The organism is Hydrogenophaga borbori (assembly GCF_003417535.1).
GTDB lineage: Bacteria > Pseudomonadota > Gammaproteobacteria > Burkholderiales > Burkholderiaceae_C > Hydrogenophaga > Hydrogenophaga borbori.
The window spans coordinates 482,514-503,242 of record NZ_QVLS01000003.1 but is presented as its reverse complement, the minus strand read 5'-3'; the positions used below and the strand labels follow the sequence as shown (position 1 = coordinate 503,242).

Annotated in this window: 20 protein-coding genes; 4 read left to right on the top strand and 16 right to left on the bottom strand. The window is 72.9% G+C overall.

Annotation, left to right across the window (positions count from 1 at the left end):
* Nucleotides 1-40 precede the first annotated feature (40 nt).
* Nucleotides 41-907, bottom strand: coding sequence for a transcriptional regulator GcvA (locus DY262_RS08170; protein WP_116958432.1), 867 nt, complete (start codon nt 905-907; stop codon nt 41-43).
* A 96-nt stretch (nt 908-1,003) separates the two neighbouring features.
* Between DY262_RS08170 and bla the strand changes: the two genes are divergently transcribed.
* On the top strand, nt 1,004-1,882 hold the full coding sequence (gene bla, locus DY262_RS08165; protein ID WP_116958431.1) for a class A beta-lactamase: 879 nt from the start codon (nt 1,004-1,006) through the stop codon (nt 1,880-1,882).
* 9 nt (nt 1,883-1,891) lie between these two features.
* Here the strand turns inward: bla and DY262_RS08160 are convergent, their stop codons facing one another.
* The 14 genes from DY262_RS08160 to gspG form a co-directional block, all read right to left on the bottom strand.
* Nucleotides 1,892-3,670, bottom strand: a complete 1,779-nt coding sequence (locus DY262_RS08160) for an ABC transporter ATP-binding protein/permease (RefSeq protein WP_116958430.1) — start codon at nt 3,668-3,670, stop codon at nt 1,892-1,894.
* A complete protein-coding gene (locus DY262_RS08155; protein WP_116958429.1) occupies nt 3,667-4,575 on the bottom strand; it encodes a D-hexose-6-phosphate mutarotase in 909 nt (302 codons plus the stop codon). Before DY262_RS08155 ends, DY262_RS08160 begins: the two co-directional genes overlap by 4 nt.
* An 11-nt stretch (nt 4,576-4,586) precedes the next feature.
* Nucleotides 4,587-5,483 carry a 5'-nucleotidase gene (locus tag DY262_RS08150; protein ID WP_070401022.1) on the bottom strand — a complete coding sequence of 299 codons (897 nt, stop codon included), beginning with the start codon at nt 5,481-5,483 and terminating at the stop codon, nt 4,587-4,589.
* Nucleotides 5,484-5,573: 90 nt separating this feature from the next.
* Entirely contained in the window at nt 5,574-6,803 is a 1,230-nt protein-coding gene (gspF, locus tag DY262_RS08145; RefSeq protein WP_116958428.1) for a type II secretion system inner membrane protein GspF, read from the bottom strand.
* Between the two features lie 10 nt (nt 6,804-6,813).
* Nucleotides 6,814-8,256 carry a type II secretion system ATPase GspE gene (gspE, locus tag DY262_RS08140; RefSeq protein ID WP_116958427.1) on the bottom strand — a complete coding sequence of 481 codons (1,443 nt, stop codon included), beginning with the start codon at nt 8,254-8,256 and terminating at the stop codon, nt 6,814-6,816.
* Between the two features lie 10 nt (nt 8,257-8,266).
* Nucleotides 8,267-10,504: a type II secretion system secretin GspD gene (gene gspD / locus DY262_RS08135; protein WP_116958426.1), complete on the bottom strand. Its 2,238-nt coding sequence runs from the start codon at nt 10,502-10,504 to the stop codon at nt 8,267-8,269.
* Between the two features lie 23 nt (nt 10,505-10,527).
* Entirely contained in the window at nt 10,528-11,322 is a 795-nt protein-coding gene (gspN, locus tag DY262_RS08130; protein WP_116958425.1) for a type II secretion system protein N, read from the bottom strand.
* Between the two features lie 63 nt (nt 11,323-11,385).
* The gene (gene gspM, locus DY262_RS08125; RefSeq protein ID WP_116958424.1) at nt 11,386-11,916 is read right to left on the bottom strand and encodes a type II secretion system protein GspM; all 531 of its coding nucleotides are present in this window, start codon (nt 11,914-11,916) and stop codon (nt 11,386-11,388) included.
* 1 nt (nt 11,917) lies between these two features.
* On the bottom strand, nt 11,918-13,216 hold the full coding sequence (gene gspL, locus DY262_RS08120; protein WP_116958423.1) for a type II secretion system protein GspL: 1,299 nt from the start codon (nt 13,214-13,216) through the stop codon (nt 11,918-11,920).
* Nucleotides 13,217-13,351: 135 nt separating this feature from the next.
* Nucleotides 13,352-14,335: a type II secretion system minor pseudopilin GspK gene (gene gspK / locus DY262_RS08115; protein WP_245980873.1), complete on the bottom strand. Its 984-nt coding sequence runs from the start codon at nt 14,333-14,335 to the stop codon at nt 13,352-13,354.
* A 61-nt stretch (nt 14,336-14,396) separates the two neighbouring features.
* Nucleotides 14,397-15,116, bottom strand: a complete 720-nt coding sequence (locus DY262_RS08110) for a PulJ/GspJ family protein (protein WP_181936447.1) — start codon at nt 15,114-15,116, stop codon at nt 14,397-14,399.
* Nucleotides 15,116-15,484 (bottom strand): type II secretion system minor pseudopilin GspI, encoded by a 369-nt coding sequence (gspI, locus tag DY262_RS08105; protein WP_116958421.1) that lies wholly within the window; start codon nt 15,482-15,484, stop codon nt 15,116-15,118. The genes DY262_RS08110 and gspI overlap by 1 nt, the downstream gene beginning before the upstream one ends.
* Before the next feature lie 8 nt (nt 15,485-15,492).
* Entirely contained in the window at nt 15,493-15,957 is a 465-nt protein-coding gene (locus tag DY262_RS08100) for a prepilin-type N-terminal cleavage/methylation domain-containing protein (RefSeq protein ID WP_116958420.1), read from the bottom strand.
* A 32-nt stretch (nt 15,958-15,989) separates the two neighbouring features.
* Nucleotides 15,990-16,442, bottom strand: a complete 453-nt coding sequence (gene gspG / locus DY262_RS08095) for a type II secretion system major pseudopilin GspG (protein ID WP_116958419.1) — start codon at nt 16,440-16,442, stop codon at nt 15,990-15,992.
* Between the two features lie 63 nt (nt 16,443-16,505).
* On the opposite strand from gspG, the gene DY262_RS08090 reads away from it, so the two are divergent.
* The 3 genes from DY262_RS08090 to DY262_RS08080 are packed head-to-tail and all read left to right on the top strand — an operon-like array spanning nt 16,506 to nt 19,609.
* On the top strand, nt 16,506-17,021 hold the full coding sequence (locus tag DY262_RS08090; protein ID WP_116958418.1) for a type II secretion system protein N: 516 nt from the start codon (nt 16,506-16,508) through the stop codon (nt 17,019-17,021).
* A 51-nt stretch (nt 17,022-17,072) separates the two neighbouring features.
* Nucleotides 17,073-18,962, top strand: coding sequence for a DUF294 nucleotidyltransferase-like domain-containing protein (locus DY262_RS08085; protein ID WP_245980871.1), 1,890 nt, complete (start codon nt 17,073-17,075; stop codon nt 18,960-18,962).
* The gene (locus tag DY262_RS08080) at nt 18,959-19,609 is read left to right on the top strand and encodes a 3'-5' exonuclease (protein ID WP_116958416.1); all 651 of its coding nucleotides are present in this window, start codon (nt 18,959-18,961) and stop codon (nt 19,607-19,609) included. The genes DY262_RS08085 and DY262_RS08080 overlap by 4 nt, the downstream gene beginning before the upstream one ends.
* A 9-nt stretch (nt 19,610-19,618) precedes the next feature.
* Here DY262_RS08080 and DY262_RS08075 read toward each other — a convergent pair whose 3' ends face one another.
* A complete protein-coding gene (locus DY262_RS08075; protein WP_181936446.1) occupies nt 19,619-20,725 on the bottom strand; it encodes a nicotinate-nucleotide--dimethylbenzimidazole phosphoribosyltransferase in 1,107 nt (368 codons plus the stop codon).
* Between the last annotated feature and the right edge of the window lie 4 nt (nt 20,726-20,729).

Below are 20,729 nucleotides of genomic sequence, written 5' to 3'. Positions count from 1 at the left end.
GCGGCGCGCTGTCCGGGTGCGCCGGGGGGGAGGGCCGGTGTCAGCCGGCCTCGCCCAGCCGCTCTTCCAGCCAGCGCCGCAGCGCCTGCACGGCTGGTGAGGCGCGGCGCCGGGCCAGGCGCGTGAACCAGTAACGGCCCACGGCCACCTCCACGTCGAACAGCCGCACCAGCCGGCCAGCCTGCAGGTCGCGGCTGAACAGGCGCAGCGGCAGCAGGGCCACCCCCGCGCCTTGCGCCGCCGCGTCGGCCAGCAGCAGGGAGGAATCGAACTGCGGCCCGGTGAGCAGGGGCGCGCGCACACCCGCCGCCTCGCACCAGGCGGGCCACTCATCGCCTCGGTAGGAGCGCAGCAGGGTTTCGCGGCCCAGGTCGGCCGGGGTGCGGATGCGGTGCGCCAGCGCGGGCGAGCAGACCGGCGCCAGCGGGGCGTCGAGCAGGGGCACGGCCTCGCACCCGGGCCATTGGCCGTCGCCGAAGCGGATGGCCGCGTCCAGGCCTTCGGCCGCCAGGTCGACGCGGTTGTTGTGGGTGAACAGGCGCAACTCGATCAGCGGGTGGCGGGCCTGGAAGTCGCGCAGGCGCGGCAGCAGCCAGCCCACCGCGAAGGTGCCCACCACGCCGATGGACAGCACCTCGCGCCGCTGGCGCGTCTGCAAGCTGGCGAGCGTGGCCGACAGGCGCTCGAAGGTCTCGCTGAGCACCGGCAGCAGGGCCTGGCCTTCGTCGGTGAGCGCCAGGCCGCGCGGCAGGCGGCGGAACAGGCGGCGGCCCAGGCGGTCTTCGAGCTTGCGCACGTGCTGGCTCACGGCGGTCTGGGTCAGGTGCAGTTCCTCGGCGGCGCGCGTGAAGCTGAGGTGGCGCGCCGAGACCTCGAAGGCGCGCAGGGCGTTGAGGGGAAGGTCCATGGTCGATAAAAGTTTTTCTTGGGTCTGGGGCAGATTATTTCCGTTTGAACCGCGCCGGCCGCGTCCCTAGCATTCGCGCTTTCTACAGGAGAAACGATGATCCATCGACGACAACTGCTTGGCCTCGCTGCCACCGCTCCCGCCCTGGCGGCCTTTCTGATGCCCCAGTTTGCCTGGGGTCAGGAGAGCACGGACGCCCTCGACGCCGCGGCGCGCGCACTGGAGGCGAAGTCCCGGGGACGCCTGGGCGTGCACATCCTCGACACCGCCGACGGACGCGAATGGGGCCACCGCAGCGACGAGCGCTTCCTCATGCTCAGCACGTTCAAGACCCTGGCGGCGGCGCTGGTGCTGCGGCGCGCCGACCAGGGCAAGGCGCCGCTGTCCAAGCGCGTGCGCTACCGCCAGCGCGATCTGGTGCAGTGGTCGCCGGTGACGGAGAAGCACGTGGGCGGCCGGGGCCTGAGCCTGGCCCAGCTGTGCGAGGCCACCATCACCACCAGCGACAACACCGCGGCCAACCTGATCCTGCGCGAGGTGGGCGGCCCGGCCGCCCTGACGGCGTTCCTGCGCGGCGTCGGCGACCCGGTGACGCGGCTGGACCGCATGGAACCCGAACTCAACGAGCCCTCGCCCGGGGAGGACCTGGACACCACCACGCCGCGCGCCATGGCGCGCACCCTGCGCACGCTGCTGCTGGGCGAGGCGCTGTCGCCGGCCTCGCGTGAGCAGCTGGCGGCCTGGCTCAAAGCCAACACCACGGGCGACCGCCGGCTGCGCGCGGGTGTGCCACCGAGCTGGGGCATCGGCGAGAAGACCGGCACCGCGGGCGAGAGCGCCAACGACGCCGGCATCGTCTGGCCGCCGGGGCGGGCGCCCTTGCTGGTGAGCGCCTACCTGGCCGACAGCCCGGCGGGCGCGGCGGCGCGCGAGCAGGCCCTGGCCGGCGTGGGCCGGCTGCTGGCGGCCTGGTGAGCTCGCGCTTCAGCCGGTGGCGACGCGGTAGCGCGGACCGTCCGCGGCGCCGGGCTCGAGCACCCAGCGCCGCGCGTGCCAGCCCGCCACGCCGGGCCGGTGCGCGATCGACACCAGGGCACCGTTCTGCGCGCGCACCAGGGCCTGCAGGCGCTCGTAGACCGTGGCCTCGGCGGCCTCGTCGAGCGCGCTGGTGGCTTCGTCGACGAACAGCCAGCGCGGCTTCTTGAGCAGGGCGCGCGCGATGGCCAGGCGCTGCTGCTCGCCGCCCGAGAGCTTCTGGTCCCAGGCGTCGGGGTCGTCGAGCCGCGCCACCAGGTCGGGCAGCAGGGCCTCGCGCAGCGCGGCCTGCAGCTCCTCGTCGCCGTAGCGCGCGGCGGGCTCGGGGTAGGCCAGGGCGTCGCGCAGGCGGCCGTTGGGGAAGTAGGGCCGCTGCGGCAGGAACATGGCGCGCGCGTCGAAGTCGGCCGGCAGGCGCAGGCGGCGTTTCGCCCAGGGCCAGATGCCCGCCAGGCCCCGGAACAGCGTGGACTTGCCGCTGCCCGAGGGCCCCTGGACCAGCACCGAATCGCCGGGCGCGATGCGTGCGCCTTGCACCGCCAGCAGCGCCGCGCCGCCGGGCAGGGCGAGGTCCATGGCGTCGAGCGCGATCGCGTCCTCGGCGTTGGTCTCGCTGGCGGTGGCGGGGTCGCCGGCCTGCAGCGCGGCGAAGCTTTCATCGAAGCTGGTGATGCGGTCGGTGGTGGCGCGCCAGGCGGCGATCTGGTCGTAGTTGTCGACGAACCAGGACAGCGCGCCCTGCACGCGGTCGAAGGCCGAGGCGATCTGCATCAGTTCGCCGAGCTGGATGGCACCGCTGAAGAAACGCGGCGCCGCCACGATGAAGGGGAACACCGTGGCGGCCTGGCCGAAGCCGTTGGTGAACCAGACCAGGCGCTTTTGCGTTCGGATGAGCCGCAGGTAGTTGCCCAGCACGTCGGCGAAGCGCAGGCCGAGCTGGCGGCGCTCCACGCCCTCGCCCTTGTCCAGCGCGATCGACTCGCTGTATTCGCGCACGCGCACCAGGTGGTGGCGGAAGTCGGCCTCGAAGCGCTGCTGTTTGAAGTTGAGCGCGATCTGCGGGCGGCCGATGTAGTGGGCGAGCACGCTGCCGACGACGCAGTAGAGCACCGCCATCCAGACCATGAAACCCGGGATGTCGACGTGCCGGCCCTGGAACGTGAAGCCGAAGCTGCCCGACAGCGTCCACAGGATGCCGATGAAGCTCAGCAGCGTGACCACCGCGTTGAGCAGGCCCATGGACAGGCCCACGGTGTAGCTGGTGAAGAGGTTCATGTCTTCCGCGATGCGCTGGTCGGGGTTGTCGGGCGGCGCGTTGCCCTCGCGCGAGTAGCGCGCCAGCTCCATTTGGTAGAAGCGGTGGTTGGCGAGCCAGCGGTCCATGTAGTGCTTGGTCATCCACTCGCGCCAGCGCATCTGCAGCAACTGCGTGAGGTAGAAGCGGTAGACCGCGATGACGATGAAGCTGAAGGCCAGGTAGGTGAAGCGGCCCAGTTCGCGCCAGAACACCGCGGCGTCCTTGTTCTGCAGCGCGTCGTAGAACACGCGGTTCCACTCGTTGAGCAGCACCAGCATGTAGACCGCGCCCAGGTTGAGCAGCACGATGGCCAGCAGCAGGCCGCGCGCCTTCCATTTGTCCTCCGAATGGAGGTAGTAGGGCATGGACAGCCGCCAGGCCTTGGCGGCGAACTCGCGCAGGGCGCGCCACTTGCTGATCTTCTCGGTCATGGAAAAGCTCCGGCGGCCTGGGCCGCGATCTCGACGGTGAGGCGGTGCCGGCCACCGGGCGGCAGCGCGATGCGCTCGTCGCCCGCGTTGGCGGTTTCGACGCAGACGAAGTGCTGGTGTGCGCCCGGGCCCAGGTCGGCCATGCTGGCGGCCAGCTCGGCGCCCGGGTTCCACACCACGGCGGTGCGGCTGCCTTCGCTGCGCAGCGTCAGGCGCTGGCCACCGGCCGCGCCGAGCAGCTGCAGGCGATCGGGCACCCGCTGGTAGAGGCGGTCAAGCCGGCCGCTGAAGCGCAAGGCGTCCTCGGTGGGGCTGCCGGCCGGGCGCGCGCCGGGCACCTGGTCGATGAAAGCGCAGCCTTCCAGGCCCAGCACCCGCGCCGCGTCGACGCGGTCCACCGCGAAATAGCTGTGCAGGGCCTGGGTGAGGGTGAAGGCGGTGTCGCCGGTGTTGCGCGTGTCGAGGCTCAGGCGCAGTGTGGAACCGAGGTGCATCTCCAGGCGCAGCAGGAAGCGGTGCGGCCAGAGCGCGCGCGTGCGCCCGCTGTCCACCAGCTCGAACAGCAGGCGGGTGCTGCCATCGGCTTCGTCCATGGCGTGGCGCAGCGTCCAGGGGCTCTGCCGCGCGAAGCCGTGGGCGGGGCGGCCCAGGCCGTCGGGATCGGGCCCGAACCAGGGCCAGCACACTGGCACGCCGCCGCGGATGGCCTGACCCGCCTCGAAGCGCGCGCGTGGGCTCAGGAACAGCCAGTCGGGCTGGCCGTGCGGCTGGAAGGACAGGAGTTGCGCGCCCTGCAGCGAGACCGTGGCGCGCGCCAGCCGGTTGCGGACGTGCAGCTCGCTCAGGCCCCCGCGGCCCGCCACCACCTGAGTCGAAAGGGACAGCAGGGGCTGCGCGTGGGGCATGGCGGCTGGGCTCAGGGGTTCGAGATGCCCGAGGCCACGTGGCCCGCCGGCACGTGCTGGGCGGCGGACTCTATGTGGCCGGTCTGGTCGTCGAAGAAGAAGTCGGGTTCGAACTCGCGCAGGAACTCGCCCTTGGGCAGGCCGCCCAGGAACATGGCCTCGTCGACCTCGATGTTCCAGTTCATCAGCGTGCGGATGGCGCGCTCGTGCGCGGGCGCGCTGCGCGCGGTGACCAGCGCGGTGCGGATGCGCATGAGCGGCGTGCCTTCGCTCTGCAGGCGGTGCAGGGCCTCCAGCAGGGGCTTGAAGGGGCCCCCCTCCAGCGGCGTGCCGGCCTTGCTCGATTCGTGCGACTGGAAGGCCGAGAGGCCCTGCGACTGGTAGATGCGCTCGGCCTCGTCGGAGAACAGCACGGCGTCGCCGTCGAAGGCGATGCGCACCTCGGTCGGGTGGGCGTCGCTGGCGCGCACCGAGGTGGGGTAGACCTGCGCGGCGGGCACGCCGGCGTCCAGTGCGGCGCGCACGTCGGCCAGGTGGGCCGATAAGAAGAGGTTGGCGCGCAGCGGGCGCAGGTAGCGCCAGGGCGACTGGCCGCGCGTGAAGCTGCCGCGCTGGATGGGCAGGCCGTAGTGCTGGGCCGAGCGGAACACGCGCATGCCCGAGACGGGGTCGTTGCGCGAGAGGATCACCACCTCCACGCGCTGGGCGTGGGCGTCGTTGAAGGCGAGCAGCTTGTGCACCAGGGAGAAGGCCACGCCGGGCGCGGCGGGGGTGTCGAGCCGCTCCAGTTGCAGCCGCATGTAGGCCTTGTCGTCGCCCTGCTCGAACAGGCGGTTCTCTTCTTCGAAGTCGAACAGGGCGCGCGAGGAAATGGCGACGACGAGCTTGCCGTCGAGGGTGACTGCCATCAGACCACCCGCCGGGCCGCCCCCAGGGCGGTCTGCGCCCCCTTGGGGGACAGCGGATACACGAAGTGAGGCGCGTGGGGGCTCATGGTTTCAGGTGACGAGTTGGTTCAGTTGGATGATCGGCAGCAGCACCGCCAGCACGATGAGCATGACGACCAGGCCCATGCCCACGATGAGCAGGGGCTCCAGCACCGTGGCCAGGGACATGGCGCGGCGCTGCACCTCGGCGCCGAGCTGGTCGGCCGCGCGCTGCAGCATCTGCGGCAGCTGGCCGGTCTGTTCGCCCAGGCGCGCGAACATGCTCAGCAGTGGCGGAAAGCGCTTTTTGCTGGCCAGGGCCGACGCCAGGGGCGCGCCCTCGCGCACGCGCACCAGGGCGTCGAGCGCGTCTTCGCGCAGGGCGCGGTTGTTCAGGGTTTCGGCGGCGGTCTGTAGGGCGCGCAGGATGGGCACGCCCGCGCCCGCCAGCATGGCCAGCGTGCCGGCGAAGCGCGTGGCGTTGAAGCCGCGCGCCAGCCGGCCCAGCACGGGCAGGCGCAGCACGGCGGCGTCCATGCGCAGGCGCAGGCCCTCCTGCCGGTGCGCGAACACCAGCCCGATGAGACCGAGCACGAGCAACAGCAGCACGGCCCAGCCCCATGTGCGCACGAAGGCGCTGATGCCCATCATGATGACCGTGAGCGTGGGCAAGGCGCGCTTGCTGCCCTCGAACACGCCCGCCACCTGCGGCACCACGTAGCTGACCAGGAAAACGACGATGACGATGGCCACCAGGGTCACGATGGCCGGGTACAGGGCCGCGGCGATGAGCTTGTTGCGCAGCGCCTCGCGCGCTTCCAGGTCGTCGGCCAGGCGCTCCAGCACGGTGCCGAGCTGGCCGCTCTGTTCGCCGGCGGCCACCACGGCGCTGTAGCTGGCCGCGTATTCGCGCGGGTACTGCGACAGGGCGCGCGCGAAGGACGAGCCGGCGTTGACTTCGCTGCGCAGCGTGGCCACCAGGTTGCGCAGCTTGTCGTTCTCGGCTTCGTCGGCCAGCGCGCTGAGCGCGCGCTCCAGCGGCATGCCGGCGGCCACCAGGCCCGCGAGCTGGCGCGTCCACACGCCCAGCGCGGTGTTGCTGAACACGCGCCCGCCCCACAGCGTGACGTTGAGTCCCTGGCCGCCACCGGCTTGCGCCGACTGCGCGGCCGGCTCCACGGCCAGCGGCACCAGCGAGCGCGCGCGCAGCAGGCCGCGCGCGGCGCGCGCGGTGTCGGCGTCGATCACGCCCTTGTGCGTTTCGCCGTTGGCGTCAACGGCCTCGAAGGTGTAGGCGGGCATGCAGACGCCCCTATTCGCGGGTGACCGACATCACCTCTTCCACCGAGGTCACGCCCGTCTCGATCAGGCGCTGGCCGTCCTCGCGCATGGTGCGCATGCCGGCCTTCTCGGCGGCGGCGAACAGCCGGCTTTCGGCCGCGCGCTGGTGCACCAGCGCGCGGATCTGGTCGTCGGCCACCATGAGTTCGTAGATGCCGGTGCGGCCCTTGTAGCCACTTTGGCTGCAGTGCTCGCAGCCCACCGGGTGCCAGCGGCCCTGCGCGTCCTGGCGGCGGCAGTGCACGCAGAGCTTGCGCACCAGGCGCTGCGCCAGCACGCCCAGCAGCGAGCTGCTGAGCAGGAAGGGCTCGACACCCATGTCGGTGAGGCGGGTGACGGCGCTCGGCGCGTCGTTGGTGTGCAGCGTGGCCAGCACCAGGTGGCCGGTGAGGGAGGCCTGGATGGCGATCTGCGCGGTCTCGTGGTCGCGGATTTCGCCGATCATGATGACGTCCGGGTCCTGGCGCAGGATGGCGCGCAGGGCCTTGGCGAAACTGAGTTCGATCTTGGGGTTGACCTGGGTCTGGCCGATGCCGGGCAGCTCGTACTCGATCGGGTCCTCGACCGTCATGATGTTTTGGCGCCCGGCATCCAGCCGCTGCAGGCCGGCGTAGAGCGTGGTGGTCTTGCCCGAGCCCGTGGGTCCGGTGACCAGGATGATGCCGTGCGGCTGCTGGATGAGGCGCAGGAAGCGCGCCAGCACGTCGCCCTGCATGCCCACGGATTCGAGGTCGAGCTTGCTCTCGCTCTTGTCGAGCAGGCGCAGCACGGCGCGCTCGCCGTGCGCGCTGGGCAGGGTGGAGACGCGCACGTCCACCGCGCGGGTGCCGATGCGCAGGCTGATGCGGCCGTCCTGGGGCAGGCGTTTTTCGGAGATGTCGAGCTCGGCCATGATCTTCAGGCGCGAGATCAGGGCCGCGTGCAGGGCGCGGTTGGGTTGCACCACCTCGCGCAGCGTGCCGTCGACGCGAAAGCGCACGCTGGAGTGGCGCTCGAAGGGCTCGATGTGGATGTCGCTGGCGCCATCGCGCGCGGCCTGCGTGAGCAGGGCATTGAGCATGCGGATGATGGGCGCGTCGTCGGCGGTTTCCAGCAGGTCCTCGATGGCCGGCAGCTCCTGCATCATGCGGCTGAGGTCGGCATCGCTCTGCACCTCGCTCACCACGGCGGCGGCGCTGGATTCGCCCTGCGAATAGGCCGAGCTGATGCGCTGGCGCAGGCCCTCGGCGTCTTCCCACTGCAGGTCCAGCAGCGGGTGCAGGCGCAGGATCTCGGACAGGGCCGACAGGCGCCTGGACTGGGCCTGCGGATCGGCCGCGGGCGTGCGGCTGCCCACCAGGGTGAGCCGGCCCGCGTCTTCCTCGAGCAGCCACTGGTGCTCACGCGCGAAGGCGTAGGGCAGCGGGTACTTCATGGGCGCGGCCTCACTGCTGGGGGGCAGGGGCGGGGGCGGGCGCCGGGGTGCCCGCCGGCGGCGTGGGCGCGGGGACGGCGTTGGGCGAACCTTCGGGCGCGCCCAGTGGCGTGGGCCGCGGCGCCAGGCGCTCGTAGGGCAGGGCCTGCGGACCCAGCACGGGCGACTCGTTGATCTTGAGCACGCTGCTGCGCTCGGGCTGCAGCCCGCGCTGGATGCTGCGCATCTGCTCGTAGCGGTCGAGCGCGAGGTTGGCGGTGTCGCGCTCGTCGCGCATCACCACGGGGCGCAGGAACACCATCAGGTTGGTTTTCTTGCGGCTGCGGGTTTCGCTGCGGAACAGGCCGCCGAGCACGGGCACGTCGCCCAGGCCGGGCACCTTGTCCTGGTTCTGCGCGTACTCGTCCTGCAGCAGGCCGCCCAGCACCACGATGGCGCCGTCGTTGACGAGCACGGTGCTTTCGATGCTGCGCAGGTTGGTGATGAGGCCGGTGCTGGAATTCACCGAGGACGGCGCCACGCTGGACACCTCCTGGTAGATGGTCAGCTTGATGGTGCCGTTCTCGCTGATCTGGGGCTTCACGCGCAGGGTGATGCCCACGTCCTTGCGTTCGATGGTCTGGAAGGGGTTGACCGAGCCGTTGTTGCCGCCGCCGGTGTTGGTGAACTGCCCGGTGACGAAGGGCACGTTCTGGCCGATGACGATCTTGGCCTCTTCGTTGTCCAGCGTGAGCAGGTTGGGTGTGGACAGGATGTTGCCGGCGCCGTTTTCCTGCAGGAAGCGCGCCAGGAAGCCCAGCACGTAGACGCCGCCGGTGCGGCGCGCCAGGCCGATGTTCAGGCCGGCGGCGGGCGCCGTCTCGCCTTGCGCGAGGTTGAAGATGTTGCGCCCGCCTTCGCCGAAATTGGTGCCGAGCAGGCCGATCACGCGGTCACCCGACTGGCCGGAGGCGCCCTGCCACTGGATGCCGAACTCGGCGGCCTTGTCGTCGTTCACCTCGGCGATCAGGCTTTCCACATACACCTGGGCGCGGCGCGAGTCGAGCTGGTCGATGACCGCGCGCAGCTGGCGGTACAGCGGCTCGGGCGCGGTGATGATGAGCGAGTTGGTCGCCGGGTCGGCCTGGATCATGCCGCCGGTAGAGGGCTGGGCACTGGCCGCCACCGGCGTGCTGGCGGCGCTGTTGGCCCCCATGCCGCTGCTGGCGCCGCCGCCCAGGTTGAGGCCGCCGGTGCTGGCGCGCGACAGGCCGCCGCTGGACGCGCCGCCGCTGCTGCCGCCGCCGAGGGCGCCGCCGCTGCCGCCGCCGTCACCCGCCGCGATGGCCGCGCGCAGCGTGGTGGCCAGGGCCACCGCGTCGGCGTTCTTGAGGTAGACCACGTGGATGTTGCCGCTGGCCACGCTGGCCGAGGGCTGGTCGAGCCGCACCACGAGCGACTTGACCAGGGCCAGGCGCGCCGGGTTGGCCGCGCGCAGCACCAGCGCGTTGCTGCGCGGCTCGGCCACGATGGTGGTGCGGAAGGAGGCATCGCCGGCGGCGGCGGCGCCGGCCGTGGTGCCGCTGGCGGCGGGGTCGATCAGGCGCTGGATCAGCGGCACGATGTCGGCCGCCACCGCGTGCTGCAGCGGAATGATCTCGACGTCGCTCGCGCCGGGCACGTCCAGCGCGGCGACGATGCGGCCGATGCGCTGCAGGTTCTCGGCGTAGTCGGTGATGATCAGGGAGTTGTTGCCCGGGTTGACGTTGATGGTGTTGTTGGGCGGGATCAGCGGGCGCAGCACCGGCACCAGGTTGTTCGCGTTCTCGTGGTTGAGCCGGAAGATCTGTGTGACCACGGTGTTGGACGCCGGCAGCGCCGACGCGGCCCCCGCGTTCACCACGTTGCCCTGCAGCTTGGCGTCGGCCTCGGGCACGATCTTGTAGAGCCCGCCGGTGTCCACCAGCGCGAAGCCCTGCAGGCGCAGCGCGGCGGCGAATTGGTTCAGCGCGGCGGCCGGCGGCACGGGGCGGTCGGTGGAGAGGTTGATGGTGCCGCGCACGCGCGGGTCGACGACGACGCTGCGGCCGGTGATGGTGGCCATGGTGCGGGCCACGGCCTCGATTTCGGCACCCACGAAGTTCAGCGTGACGGGCTCGGTCGGCCGGGTTTGCGCGGTGGCCGTCGGCGCGCCGGGCAGGCTCAGCGCCAGTGCGCAGGCCAGCGCGAGTGCGCTGCGGCGTCCGGCCAGGGGGGGGAGGGCAAACATGATGGCGATCCTACGTCTAAGGTTCACCCGATGGTGATGACCGAACGGGCGCCTTGGCGGCGGCCCACGATGTTGAGCAGGTTGGTCAGGGCCTCTTCGCTGCCGGGCGCGGCCTGGGCGTCGCCCGCGAAGCGCAGGCGCCCGCCCACCCATTGGCCCTGGCCTTGCAGCAGCAGGGCGCCGTTGAGGGTGCTCAGGTCCAGGCGGGCGGTGTCGCCCTCGGCCCCCGCGCGCAGCGTGGCGCGGTAGCTGCCCAGGGGCCGGATGCTGGACAGGCGCGAGGCCATGTCGAGCGCGTCGATGTCCAGCCCGCCGTGCAGCCGCGCGCGGCCGCTGGCCAGGGTCAGCGTGAGGCCCTCGCTGCGCAGCGCCAGCACGCCCTGCAGGCGCAGGGTGTTCCAGGGGGTGCCCAGGCCGGCCAGCAGTTCGGCCGGCCAGCGGCTGTCGAAGCCGGCGACGCTGAGCGAGGTTTCGCTCAGGCCGGGGTGCAGGCGCAGCTGCAGCGGCTGTGGGGTGCAGCAGGGCGCCTGCAGCGCCAGCGCGAACGCCGGGCCGCCTTGCCAGGCGGGGCGCAGGCGCCAGCGCAAACCCCGGGGCAGGGCGCTGCTGGTGCGGCTGCCTTCGCCGCCGGTGAGCAGCAGATCGGCCTGGCCGCTCCAGACGCTGCCGCGCGCGTTGACGAGTTGCACCTGTCCGCCGCTGGCCCGGTCCAGCGCGCTGGCCAGCCAGCGCGCCGGGGCGAACAGCAGCAGCGCCAGCAGCAGGCCCAGCACGGCGGCGGCGAAGGCCAGGCGGCGCACGGTGGCAGAGGCGCTCATGGAAACACCTCCGCGCAGCGCGCTGCGGTGCGAACGCCTTCGGGCGGCCGGGCGGCGTTCATCTCAATTCCCTGCCAGCGGCGGGCCGCTCACCACCAGCGAGCCGCTCCAGGTGGTGCCCGGGCCGTCGCGGTTGAGTTGGGATTCGAGCGGCAGCAGCCGCGCGTTCACACGCACCTGCTGCAGCCAGCCGGCCAGGGCCAGGGCCTCGGCCTGGCGCAGGGTGAGGGTGGCGCGGTCGCCCAGCACGTTGATCTGGCCGGTGCCGCCCAGGGCGCCGGTGGCGGCCTCGAGGGCGCGCAGGGCCTCGTCGCGGCCCGGCGGCTGGCCGGTGGAGGCGGCGCGCAGGCCCTCGGCGGTCTGCGCAAGCTGCTGCATGCGCGCGAGCTGCGCGTCCAGTGCGGCGTGGCGCGCCGGCGCCTCGCGCAGGGTGCGCCAGGCGGGGTGGATGGCGAGCCACCACAGCAGGGCCAGGCCCACGATGAGCGCGGCGGCCAGCACCAGCCGGCGTTCGCGCGCGGCGAGGCCACCGTACCAGCCGGCCAGGGCGGCGCGGGCGTTCGCCGGGGAAGGGGTGTCGGGGTCGGCGGCCATGTCAGGGTTGCGGTGCCTGCAGCACCAGTTCGTTGCCGTCGAATTGCGCGCGCCAGCCGCCGTTCTGTAGGGCCTGCTGCAGTGCGCGCACCCGCTCCTCGCCGGAGCGCCAGCCCGACAGGCGCAGCGCGCCGTTGTCGTAGCCGATGCGGGTGGGCGACAGCGGTTCGCTGCCGGCGGCGCGGTCCACCGCGGCCAGCAGGCTTTCCAGGTCGCCGGCCGAGAGTTGGCCGCTGGCCTGCTGCAGCCGCGCCACCTCGCGCTGCATCTGCGCGGGGGCGTCGAGCACCAGGTTGACCTGGGGGAAGGCCGTGGTGAGGGTGGTGCGCACCGCGTCCTGCTTGTCCCGCAGGCTCTGGCGCTCTTGCCAGGCCGTCAGGTTCAGCCCGAAGAGCTGGGCCGCGACCAGCGCCGCGAGGCCCCAGCGCGCCGCGCGCCACTGCGGGCCGCTGCGGAACTGGCGCCAGGCGCGCCGCCAGCGCTGGCCGCGCCGGGCGCCCGAGGACAGGCTGAGGTCGAACTGGGCCAGGTTCCAGTCGCTCTGGCCGGCGCGCAGCAGCCACCGGGCCGGCGGCACCGGGTCGAAGGGGCGCTGCAAGGCGCGTTCGGCGAGTTCGGCCACCAGCGGGTCGGCCAGCCAGACGTCCAGCGCGTCGGTGGCGCGCAGGTCGTTGGCGTTGGCGCCGGGCAGCAGGGCGTCCAGGGGCAGGGGCTGGTCGCCGCGCAGGGGCACGCAGCTCACGCCCAGCAGGCTGGCGCTGGCCAGCCAGGCCTGGTCGCCGTCGATGTGCGCCCAGTGCAGCTGGCCGGGCGAGTCCATGGCGAAGCTGCGCGTGGCGCCGGTGGCACCGGGCGCGCGGGCGGGCACCAGGGGCCACATCAGCGGCGCGATGCGCGCCACCGGGCGGCCGGCGGATTCGAGCGCGCGCAGCCAGTCGCGCAGGCGGGCGCGGTCGGTGCAGGCCACCCACACGGTCTGGCCGGCGCGGCCGCCGGGCTCCAGGGCGTGGTGCAGGGCGCCCACGTCGCTGAGCACCTGGTCTTCGAGCAGGCCGTCGAGCGCGGCGCGCAGGCGCGGGCCGCTCACGCGCGGCAGGCTCAGGCGCGGCAGGCTCAGGCGGTGCCAGGACAGCGCGCGCGGCGGCAGCGCCAGCACCAGTTCCTCGTTGCGCGGCAGCAGCGACAGGGCCGATTCGCCGTCCTCGACCGGGTTCTGGCCGTCGGTGCTGCGCACCCAGCGCATCAGCGCGGCGGCGGCCGAGGGCGGTGCCAGGTAGTCGACGGGCGTGACGATGAGCACAGGCGGGATTTCAGAAGATGGGACCGGCCATTCTAGAGAGGGACCATGTCAAACCCTCATCCAGGTGCCCTAGGGCGTTGCGTGGCGGCTTCAGTCGCCATCCCCCCGGGGGGGTGACCGGCACCCTGGGGCGCCTCAGCGGCGCGTGAAGCGCTCGCGCCAGACGATGCGCGCGTCCAGGGCCTGGCGCATCACCAGGGAGCGCTCTTCGATGATGGTGTCGTCCAGCCGCAAGCGGCCGCGCACCTCGAAGAAGCTGCTGCGCACGCCGTGGTACTGGTCGCTGAGGACGGCCGGGCCCTGGGGCAGCAGGCGCTGTGCCTCGGCGATGCTGCGAAACGGCGTGCGTTCGCGCGCCGAGACGAGGCGGCGCGCCATGGCCAGATCCAGCCCCGGCAGGGAGGCGGCGATGGCCTCGGCGCTGGCGGTGTTCAGGTTGAGCGTGGTGCGCAGCGGCAGCACGGTGAGGTGGGGCTCCAGCCGCGCCAGGCTGCTGGGCGAGATGCCCAGCCAGGCGAGCTGTGAAAGCTTGGTCGGCAGCAGCGAGGCCGCGTCCGCGGGCAGGGGGTCGCTGAGGGACATCTGGGCGCTGGCCAGCAGCTCCTTGGCGGCGGCTTCGAGCTCGCCGCGGGGCAGGCCGAGCAGTTCGTACAGGCGGCGCAGGCTGTCTAGGTCGGGCTCGGAGAGTTCGTACTTGAGCGGCACGGCACCGTTCTGGACGGTGGTCAGGCGCGCCACGTTGTTGAAGTTCAGGCGCGACTGCAGGTCGGTGATTTCGCCCGAGAGGAAGGCTTCGAGCGTGCTGTCGGCGGTGTTGTCGCGGTCGGCGGCGAGGAAGCTGGACAGCCGGGCCTCCTCCAGGGGCAGCGCCCAGGGCTCGCCCAGGTGGTCGGGGTTGCCATTGGTCTGGTTGCCGCGCCCGTCCTCGCGCAGGATCAGGCGCGCCCAGTCGAGCGCACCGGTCAGGATCCAGGCGGCCTGGGCGCGCTGGCGCTCGGCGCGCTCGACCTCCAGCGCGCGCCATTGCTGCCACAGCGCGCTGGCGGCCAGCGCGGCCACCAGGGTGACGGTGAGCATGGCCAGCAGCAGCGCCGCGCCTCGCTGGTGGGTGCGTGTCACGGCACGGCCCTCCATGCCGCACCCGGCGGGGCGGAGTTCCCTGGGAGCGGCCCGGCCGCGCTCATGGCGAGGGCTCCAGCGTGGGGCGCACCCAGTCGCGCTGCAGCACGCCGTGCAGGGCGGTGCCGGCCGGGGGCAGTTCCAGCAGCAGGCGCACGCCATTGGGCATGTTGAGGTTGGGGCTGAAGGCCATGGTGCGCGGGGGCTGGGCGTCGTCGGCCGACTGGGGGTTGGTCCAGGCCTCGCCGCGGTGGTAGTACAGCTGCCAGCGCAAGGCCGGCACCAGCGCGATGGCGCTGTCGGCCGTGGGGGCGGTGAGCGCGTCGCCGGCGGTGTTGCCGGGCGCGTTCACACGGCCGGTGGCCCAGTCGGCCGCGCGCTGCCAGGCGTGGGCGAGCTCGTTGCGCTGGCGCAGCGGACCCGACTGCCAGCGCGACCAGCGCGGGCCCTCGGGGCCGTTGAGCAGGGCCCAGGCCACCACCCGGACGCCTCGGCTGTCCAGGCCGGACTCCATGGGGTCGCGCCGGGTGAGCCGAAGCACCTGGCCGTTGAAGGCGATGGGCGCGACTTCGCGCGTGTCGACCAGGGCGTCCAGGTCGGCCGTCCACTGGCCCAGGGCGGACTGCAGGCGGCGCAGCTCGTCGCCCCGCGACTGGGTGATGTTCTGCGTGCGCCCCATGCCGTCGATGGCGCGCCAGGCCAGCACGGCAATGATCGAGAGGATGGCCAGGGCCACCAGCAGCTCGATCAGGGTGAAGCCACGCGCGCGCCGCCGGCCCATCAGAAGCGTCCTTGCACGGTGGACAGCGTCAGCAGGCGCACCCCGGGGCCGTCGGCGCCGCGCAGCACGGTGGCGTCGATGCGGCGGAAGTTGGGGTTGGGCGTGGGCAGCACGGACACCCGCACGCGCAAGTCGTGGCCGGCCTGCTGGCAGGCGGATTCGCTGTTGCCTGTGCCGGGCAGCTGGCGCTGCAGGCGCAGGGTGGTGAGGGTGTTCTCGGCGCACAGGGTGGCCAGCCATTGTTCGGTCTGGCGCTCGGCCGTGCGCGTGAGCGCGTTGCTGGCCTGCAAGCCGGTGGTGAGGGCGAGCGCCACCACGCCCAGGGCCACCAGCACCTCGATCAGGGTGAAGCCGCGCGCGCTTTTCATCTCGGGGGTCAGGGCGCGTCCGGGGTGACGCGGAAAGGGCCCAGGCCGTCGGTGGCCAGCACCAGGCGGCGCTCGCCCAGGCCGAGGGCGATGCGCTGCGCCGGGATCAGCGGCTCGGGGCCGAGCACCAGCGAGGTGGCGCCGGGCGGCTGCAGCACCTGGGCGCCGGTGTCGGCGTTCAGCCATTGGTGCGCGCCTTCGGAGGGCGTGGGGCCGTCGCCGGCACGCGCACGTGGCAGTCCGATGAATTCAAAGCCATGGGGCCGCACGCGCCACACCACCGGCAGGCCGCTGGTGAGCGATTGCGCGCGCGCCGATTCGAGCATGGCCGACAGGCGCAGGGCCTCGCGCTCGAGCCGCGTGCCGCTGTCCTCGCGCAGCGCAAAGCTGACGGCCGCCGTGGCCATGGCGATGATGGCCACGACCACCATCAACTCGAGCAGGGTGAAGCCCCGTGGGCGGCCGTGCGGCATGGTGGGGGCGGGCCGTCGGCGGGCCGGCCGGTTTACTGCCAGCTGCCGATGTCGGCGTTGGCGCCTTCACCGCCGGCCTGGCCGTCGGCGCCCAGCGAGAGCACGTCGACTTCGCCGTGCACGCCGGGGTTGAGGTACTGGTACGGCCGTCCCCAGGGGTCGTTGGGCAGCTTGTCGAGGTAGCGGCGCCAGTTGGGCGGAATCGCCCCGACGGTGGGTTTGTTGACCAGCGCCCCCAGGCCTTGCTCGGCGCTGGGGTAGCGCTGGTTGTCCAGGCGGTAGAGCTTGAGCGCCTGCATGAGGTTGTGGGTGTCGGTGCGGGCGGCGGTCACGCGCGCGTCGTCCGTTCGGTCTAGCACGTTGGGCACGATGAGCGCGGCCAGCACGCCGATGATGACCAGCACCACCATCAGCTCGATGAGCGTGAAGCCGCGCCGCAGCGCGCGTCGGGTGGGTGCGTAAGAGGGGAAGAGGGGGCGTGTCAAGGGAGTCTCCGGCACCGGGTCGTCGGGCGCCCCGCGCGGGGGTCGGTCGATCATAATGCGCGCATGAGTCGGGCATCCACCTTCGGGCACTCGGTCTTCCTGGGCGAGGGCGCTGCGGCGCCAGGCGGCGCGCCGCGCCGCGCGCCGGGTGCGCTGGCCGTGCTGCTCTGGCTGGCCACGGGGCTCAGCGTGGGCTACTGGGTGCTGCAGGCCGTGGGCCGCTCGCCGCTCACGCCCGTGGCAGCGCCCGCGGTGGCGGCGCCCGCGCCCGACGCGGCCTCCGTGGCGCGCGTGCTGGGCGCGGTGCAGGCCGTTGCGGTGGACGCCCCGGCCAGCGCGCCCGCCCCGCTGTCCTCGCGCTTCCAGTTGCTGGGCGTCATCAATGCCGGTGGCGCCGATGGCGCCGCGCTGATCGCCATCGATGGGCAGCCACCCAAGCCCTACCGCGTGGGCGCCGAGCTCGACGGCGGCGTGGTGCTCCAGTCGGTGCAGCGCCGCTCGGCGCGGCTCGCACCGGCCGGCGGGGGCCAGCAGGGCTTCGAATTGAGCTTGCCCGCCCCGCCGGGCGACACGCCCTGAGGCCCCGGGCCGCCCGCCATGGCCCCGCGCGGCGGAACACCCACCGACCCCGTGTCCCTGCCGGACGCGCTGCGGCCCTCGGGCAGCCTGCTGGCCAACCTGAGCGACGAGCTGCGGCGTTACCCGCCTTTCGATGAGATGGAGGCGGCGCACGTGGCCGCCTTCGTGGCGGCCTCGCGCCAGGCCTACTACGCACCCGGTGAGCCGGTGGTGGACCCGCAGGACGGACCGGTGCGCGAGCTGTTCTTCATCCGCCGCGGCGCGGTCACCGGCAAGCGCGGGCTGTCCGAGGTCTCCGGCGGCGCCTTTCAGTACGAGGCGGGCGACCTGTTCCCCATCAGCGCCGTGCTGGCGCAGCGCGCGCCCACCACGCTGTACCACGCCACCGAAGACACCTTCGTGCTGGTCATCGGCGCCGAGGACATGCGCGCCCTGGCGGCGCAAAGCCCGCCGTTCGGCGACTTCCTCAACCGGCGCATCCTCAAGTTCCTGGAGCTGTCGCGCGCGGCGCTGCAGGTGGCCTACTCCTCGCAGGCGCTGGCCGAGCAGTCGCTGGAGACGCCCCTGAGCGAGCTGGGCCACAAGGCGCCGGTGAGTTGCGCGCCGCACACGCCGCTGCGCGAGGTGCTGGGCCAGATGCACGAGCGGCGCATCGGCTCCATGCTGGTGGTGGACAGCGCGGGCGCGCCGCTGGGCATCCTCACGCGTTCCGACGTGCTGGGCCGCGTGGTGCTGCCCGGGGTGCCGCTGGACGCGCCGGTGTCGTCGGTGATGGTGCGGCCCGTGCACAGCCTGCCGCACGACGCCAGCGCGCAGGACGCCGCGCTGGCCATGTCCACGCACGGCATCCGCCACGTGCCCATCACGCGCGCGGGGCGGCTGGCGGGCATCGTCTCCGAGCGCGACCTGTTCGCGTTGCAGCGCCTCAGCCTCAAGCAGGTCAGCTCCAGCATCCGCAACGCCACGGGCGTGGACACGCTGCGCGTGGTGGCGCACGACATCCGCCGTTTCGCGCGCACCCTGCTGGGCCAGGGCGTGCAGGCGCGCCAGCTCACGGCGCTGATCAGCCATTTGAACGATGTGCTGGGCGCGCGCTTGATCGAGCTGCTGGCGCAGCGCCATGGCATCGCCCTGGCCGACTGCTGCTGGCTGGCGCTGGGCTCCGAGGGCCGCGGCGAGCAAACCATCGCCACCGACCAGGACAACGCGCTGATCCGTCCCGATGGCAGCGAGGCCGCGCCCTACCTGGCCTTCGCGCGCGAGGTGAACCAGGCGCTGGACGATTGCGGCTACCCGCTGTGCAAGGGTGGCGTGATGGCCAGCAACCCCGAGCTGTGCCTGACGCTGACTCAGTGGCGCGAGCGTTTCGCGAACTGGATCGAGCATGGCTCGCCCCGGGACCTGCTGAACGCCAGCATCTTTTTCGACTTTCGCCCGCTCGCCGGCCACGAGGCCCTGGCCCGCGCGCTGCGCGACGAGGTGCTGGCGCACGCGCGCACCACGCCGCGCTTCCTGAAGCAGCTCGCGCTCAACGGCCTGGGGCGAACGGTGCCGCTGAACTGGCTGGGCAACATCGACACCGAGGCGGTGGAAGGCCACGACACGCTGGACCTCAAGCTGCAGGGCACGGCCATCTTCGTCGACGTGGCGCGCCTGTATGCCTTGGCGCACGGCGTGCCGGCCACCAATACCCGCGAGCGCCTGGAGGCGGTGGGCCCGCTGCTGGGCGTGCCGGCGCACGAGGCCCAGGCCTGGGTCGGCGGCTTTGACTACCTGCAGCTGCTGCGCCTGCACGCGCAGCTGGATGGCACCACGGTGGGCGACAACCCGAACCGCATCGCGGTGGACACGCTCAACGACATCGATCGCCGCATCCTGAAGGAAACGCTGCGCGTGCTGCGCGCCCTGCAGCAGCGGCTCACGCTGGACTACGACCGGTGAGCGCCTGGTGGTCGGCCTGGCTCGGTGGTGGCGACGCTGCGCCCGCGGCGCCCGAGCGCTGGGTGGTGCTGGACGTGGAAACCAGCGGCCTCGACGTGGCGCGCGACCGCCTGCTGGCCATCGCCGCCGTGGGCCTGCGCGTGGACTGGTCGCGCCGCCGCCTCGACGTGTGCCTGGGCGACAGCTTCGAGGTGGTGCTGCGCCAGGAGCGGGCCTCCAGCCGCGACAACATCCTGCTGCATGGCATCGGTGTGCAGAGCCAGCGCGACGGGTGGGATCCGGTCGAGGCGCTGCGGGCCTTCGAAGCCTTCGCCGGTGCGGCGCCGCTGCTGGCCTTCCACAGCGCTTTCGACGAGGCGCTGATCGGCCGGCACGCGCGCCAGCACCTGGGGCGGCGCCCGGCCAATCCCTGGGTGGACATCGAGCACCTCTGCGCCGTGACGCACCCCCAGGTGCGGGCCCGCTCGCTGGACGAGTGGATGGCCCATTTCGGCATCACCTGTCCCCGGCGCCACCAGGCGGCGGCCGACACCCTGGCCGAGTGCGAGCTGTTGCAGCGCATATGGCCGGCGGTGGCGGTCGAGTGCCGGAACTGGCGCGGCGTGAAGCGCCTGGCCGGCCAGCGGCGCTGGCTGGCGTCGGGCTAGCGGGGGCTCTCAGGTCTCCAGCAGCGCCTGCGTGGCCAGCAGCAGCGGCCAGGCCAGCAGCGCGCCGGTGCCCTGGTTGATGTGCAGATCGAGGTCGAGCAGCGGCATGGCCTGCAGGTGGATCAGCATGAGCCGGTGCGCGGTGGCCGGCGAGCGCTGGGCGTAGACCAGGTAGTCGGCCACCGCCGGGCTCAGGCCGCGCGCCACCAGGGCGGCGGCGCCGGCCACGAAGCCGTCGACCAGCACCACGCGCCGCTCGCTGGCCGCCTGCAGCATGGCGCCGGCCATCATGGCGATCTCGAAACCGCCGAAGGCCGCCAATGCGTGGATGGGGGAGATGGCCTGCGCGTGCCGCTGGGCTGCGGCGGTGAGCTTGTCCAGGCGCTGGAAATGCACGGTGTCGTCGAAGGCCGAGCCCGGGCCGTCGTCGCGCGGCAGGGCGTCCGCCATGGGCACGCCGCACAGGCGCGACAGCAGCAGCGCCGCGCTGGCCGGGTTGGCCACGCCCACCTCGCCCAGCGCCAGCACCGTGCCTGGCAGGTGGCGCACCACGTCCATGCCCGCGTGCAGCGCGGCCACGGTCTGGCTCAGCGACATGGCCGGGCCGAGCAGGCAGTTGCGTGTGCCGTAGGCGATCTTGCGCGCCTGCAGCGTGGCCGGCGGGCGGCCGCGCGCCGCCGGCGGCTGGGTGATGGGCGTGGCCATGCCGGCGTCGACCACGGTCAGCTCGAAGCCGTGCTGGCGCGCCAGGGTGTTGACCGGCGCGCGTCCCACGAGCAGTTGGTTGACCAACTCGGCGGTGGCGGACTGCGGCAGGTCGCTCATGCCCTCCACGGCCAGGCCGTGGTCGGCCGCGAACACCACCAGTTGCGGGGCGTCGAACACCAGCAGGTCGAACGGCAACGCGCTGCTGTGCTGGATGCGCGCGAGCTGCCCGGCCAGCCATTGCAGCTGGCCCAGGGCGTTGGCGGGCTGGCCGTCGGGCTGCAGGCGCCGGTGCAGGGCGTGCTCCAGCGTGGTGTCGGCCGTGCTGGCGATGGCGGGCAGCTTCAAGCCCTCGACGGGCGCGAACGGGCGCGGTGCATTGATCGGCGTGAGGGCGGGATCGCGCGCCATGGGG

Excerpts from the sequence above, each read along its gene's own strand:
- DY262_RS08170 (WP_116958432.1), bottom strand. The coding sequence starts at position 907 with ATGGACCTTCCCCTCAACGCCCTGCGCGCCTTCGAGGTCTCGGCGCGC.
- bla (WP_116958431.1), top strand. The coding sequence starts at position 1,004 with ATGATCCATCGACGACAACTGCTTGGCCTCGCTGCCACCGCTCCCGCC.
- DY262_RS08160 (WP_116958430.1), bottom strand. The coding sequence starts at position 3,670 with ATGACCGAGAAGATCAGCAAGTGGCGCGCCCTGCGCGAGTTCGCCGCC.
- DY262_RS08155 (WP_116958429.1), bottom strand. The coding sequence starts at position 4,575 with ATGCCCCACGCGCAGCCCCTGCTGTCCCTTTCGACTCAGGTGGTGGCG.
- DY262_RS08150 (WP_070401022.1), bottom strand. The coding sequence starts at position 5,483 with ATGGCAGTCACCCTCGACGGCAAGCTCGTCGTCGCCATTTCCTCGCGC.
- gspF (WP_116958428.1), bottom strand. The coding sequence starts at position 6,803 with ATGCCCGCCTACACCTTCGAGGCCGTTGACGCCAACGGCGAAACGCAC.
- gspE (WP_116958427.1), bottom strand. The coding sequence starts at position 8,256 with ATGAAGTACCCGCTGCCCTACGCCTTCGCGCGTGAGCACCAGTGGCTG.
- gspD (WP_116958426.1), bottom strand. The coding sequence starts at position 10,504 with ATGTTTGCCCTCCCCCCCCTGGCCGGACGCCGCAGCGCACTCGCGCTG.
- gspN (WP_116958425.1), bottom strand. The coding sequence starts at position 11,322 with ATGAGCGCCTCTGCCACCGTGCGCCGCCTGGCCTTCGCCGCCGCCGTG.
- gspM (WP_116958424.1), bottom strand. The coding sequence starts at position 11,916 with ATGGCCGCCGACCCCGACACCCCTTCCCCGGCGAACGCCCGCGCCGCC.
- DY262_RS08110 (WP_181936447.1), bottom strand. The coding sequence starts at position 15,116 with ATGGGCCGGCGGCGCGCGCGTGGCTTCACCCTGATCGAGCTGCTGGTG.
- gspI (WP_116958421.1), bottom strand. The coding sequence starts at position 15,484 with ATGAAAAGCGCGCGCGGCTTCACCCTGATCGAGGTGCTGGTGGCCCTG.
- DY262_RS08100 (WP_116958420.1), bottom strand. The coding sequence starts at position 15,957 with ATGCCGCACGGCCGCCCACGGGGCTTCACCCTGCTCGAGTTGATGGTG.
- DY262_RS08090 (WP_116958418.1), top strand. The coding sequence starts at position 16,506 with ATGAGTCGGGCATCCACCTTCGGGCACTCGGTCTTCCTGGGCGAGGGC.
- DY262_RS08075 (WP_181936446.1), bottom strand. The coding sequence starts at position 20,725 with ATGGCGCGCGATCCCGCCCTCACGCCGATCAATGCACCGCGCCCGTTC.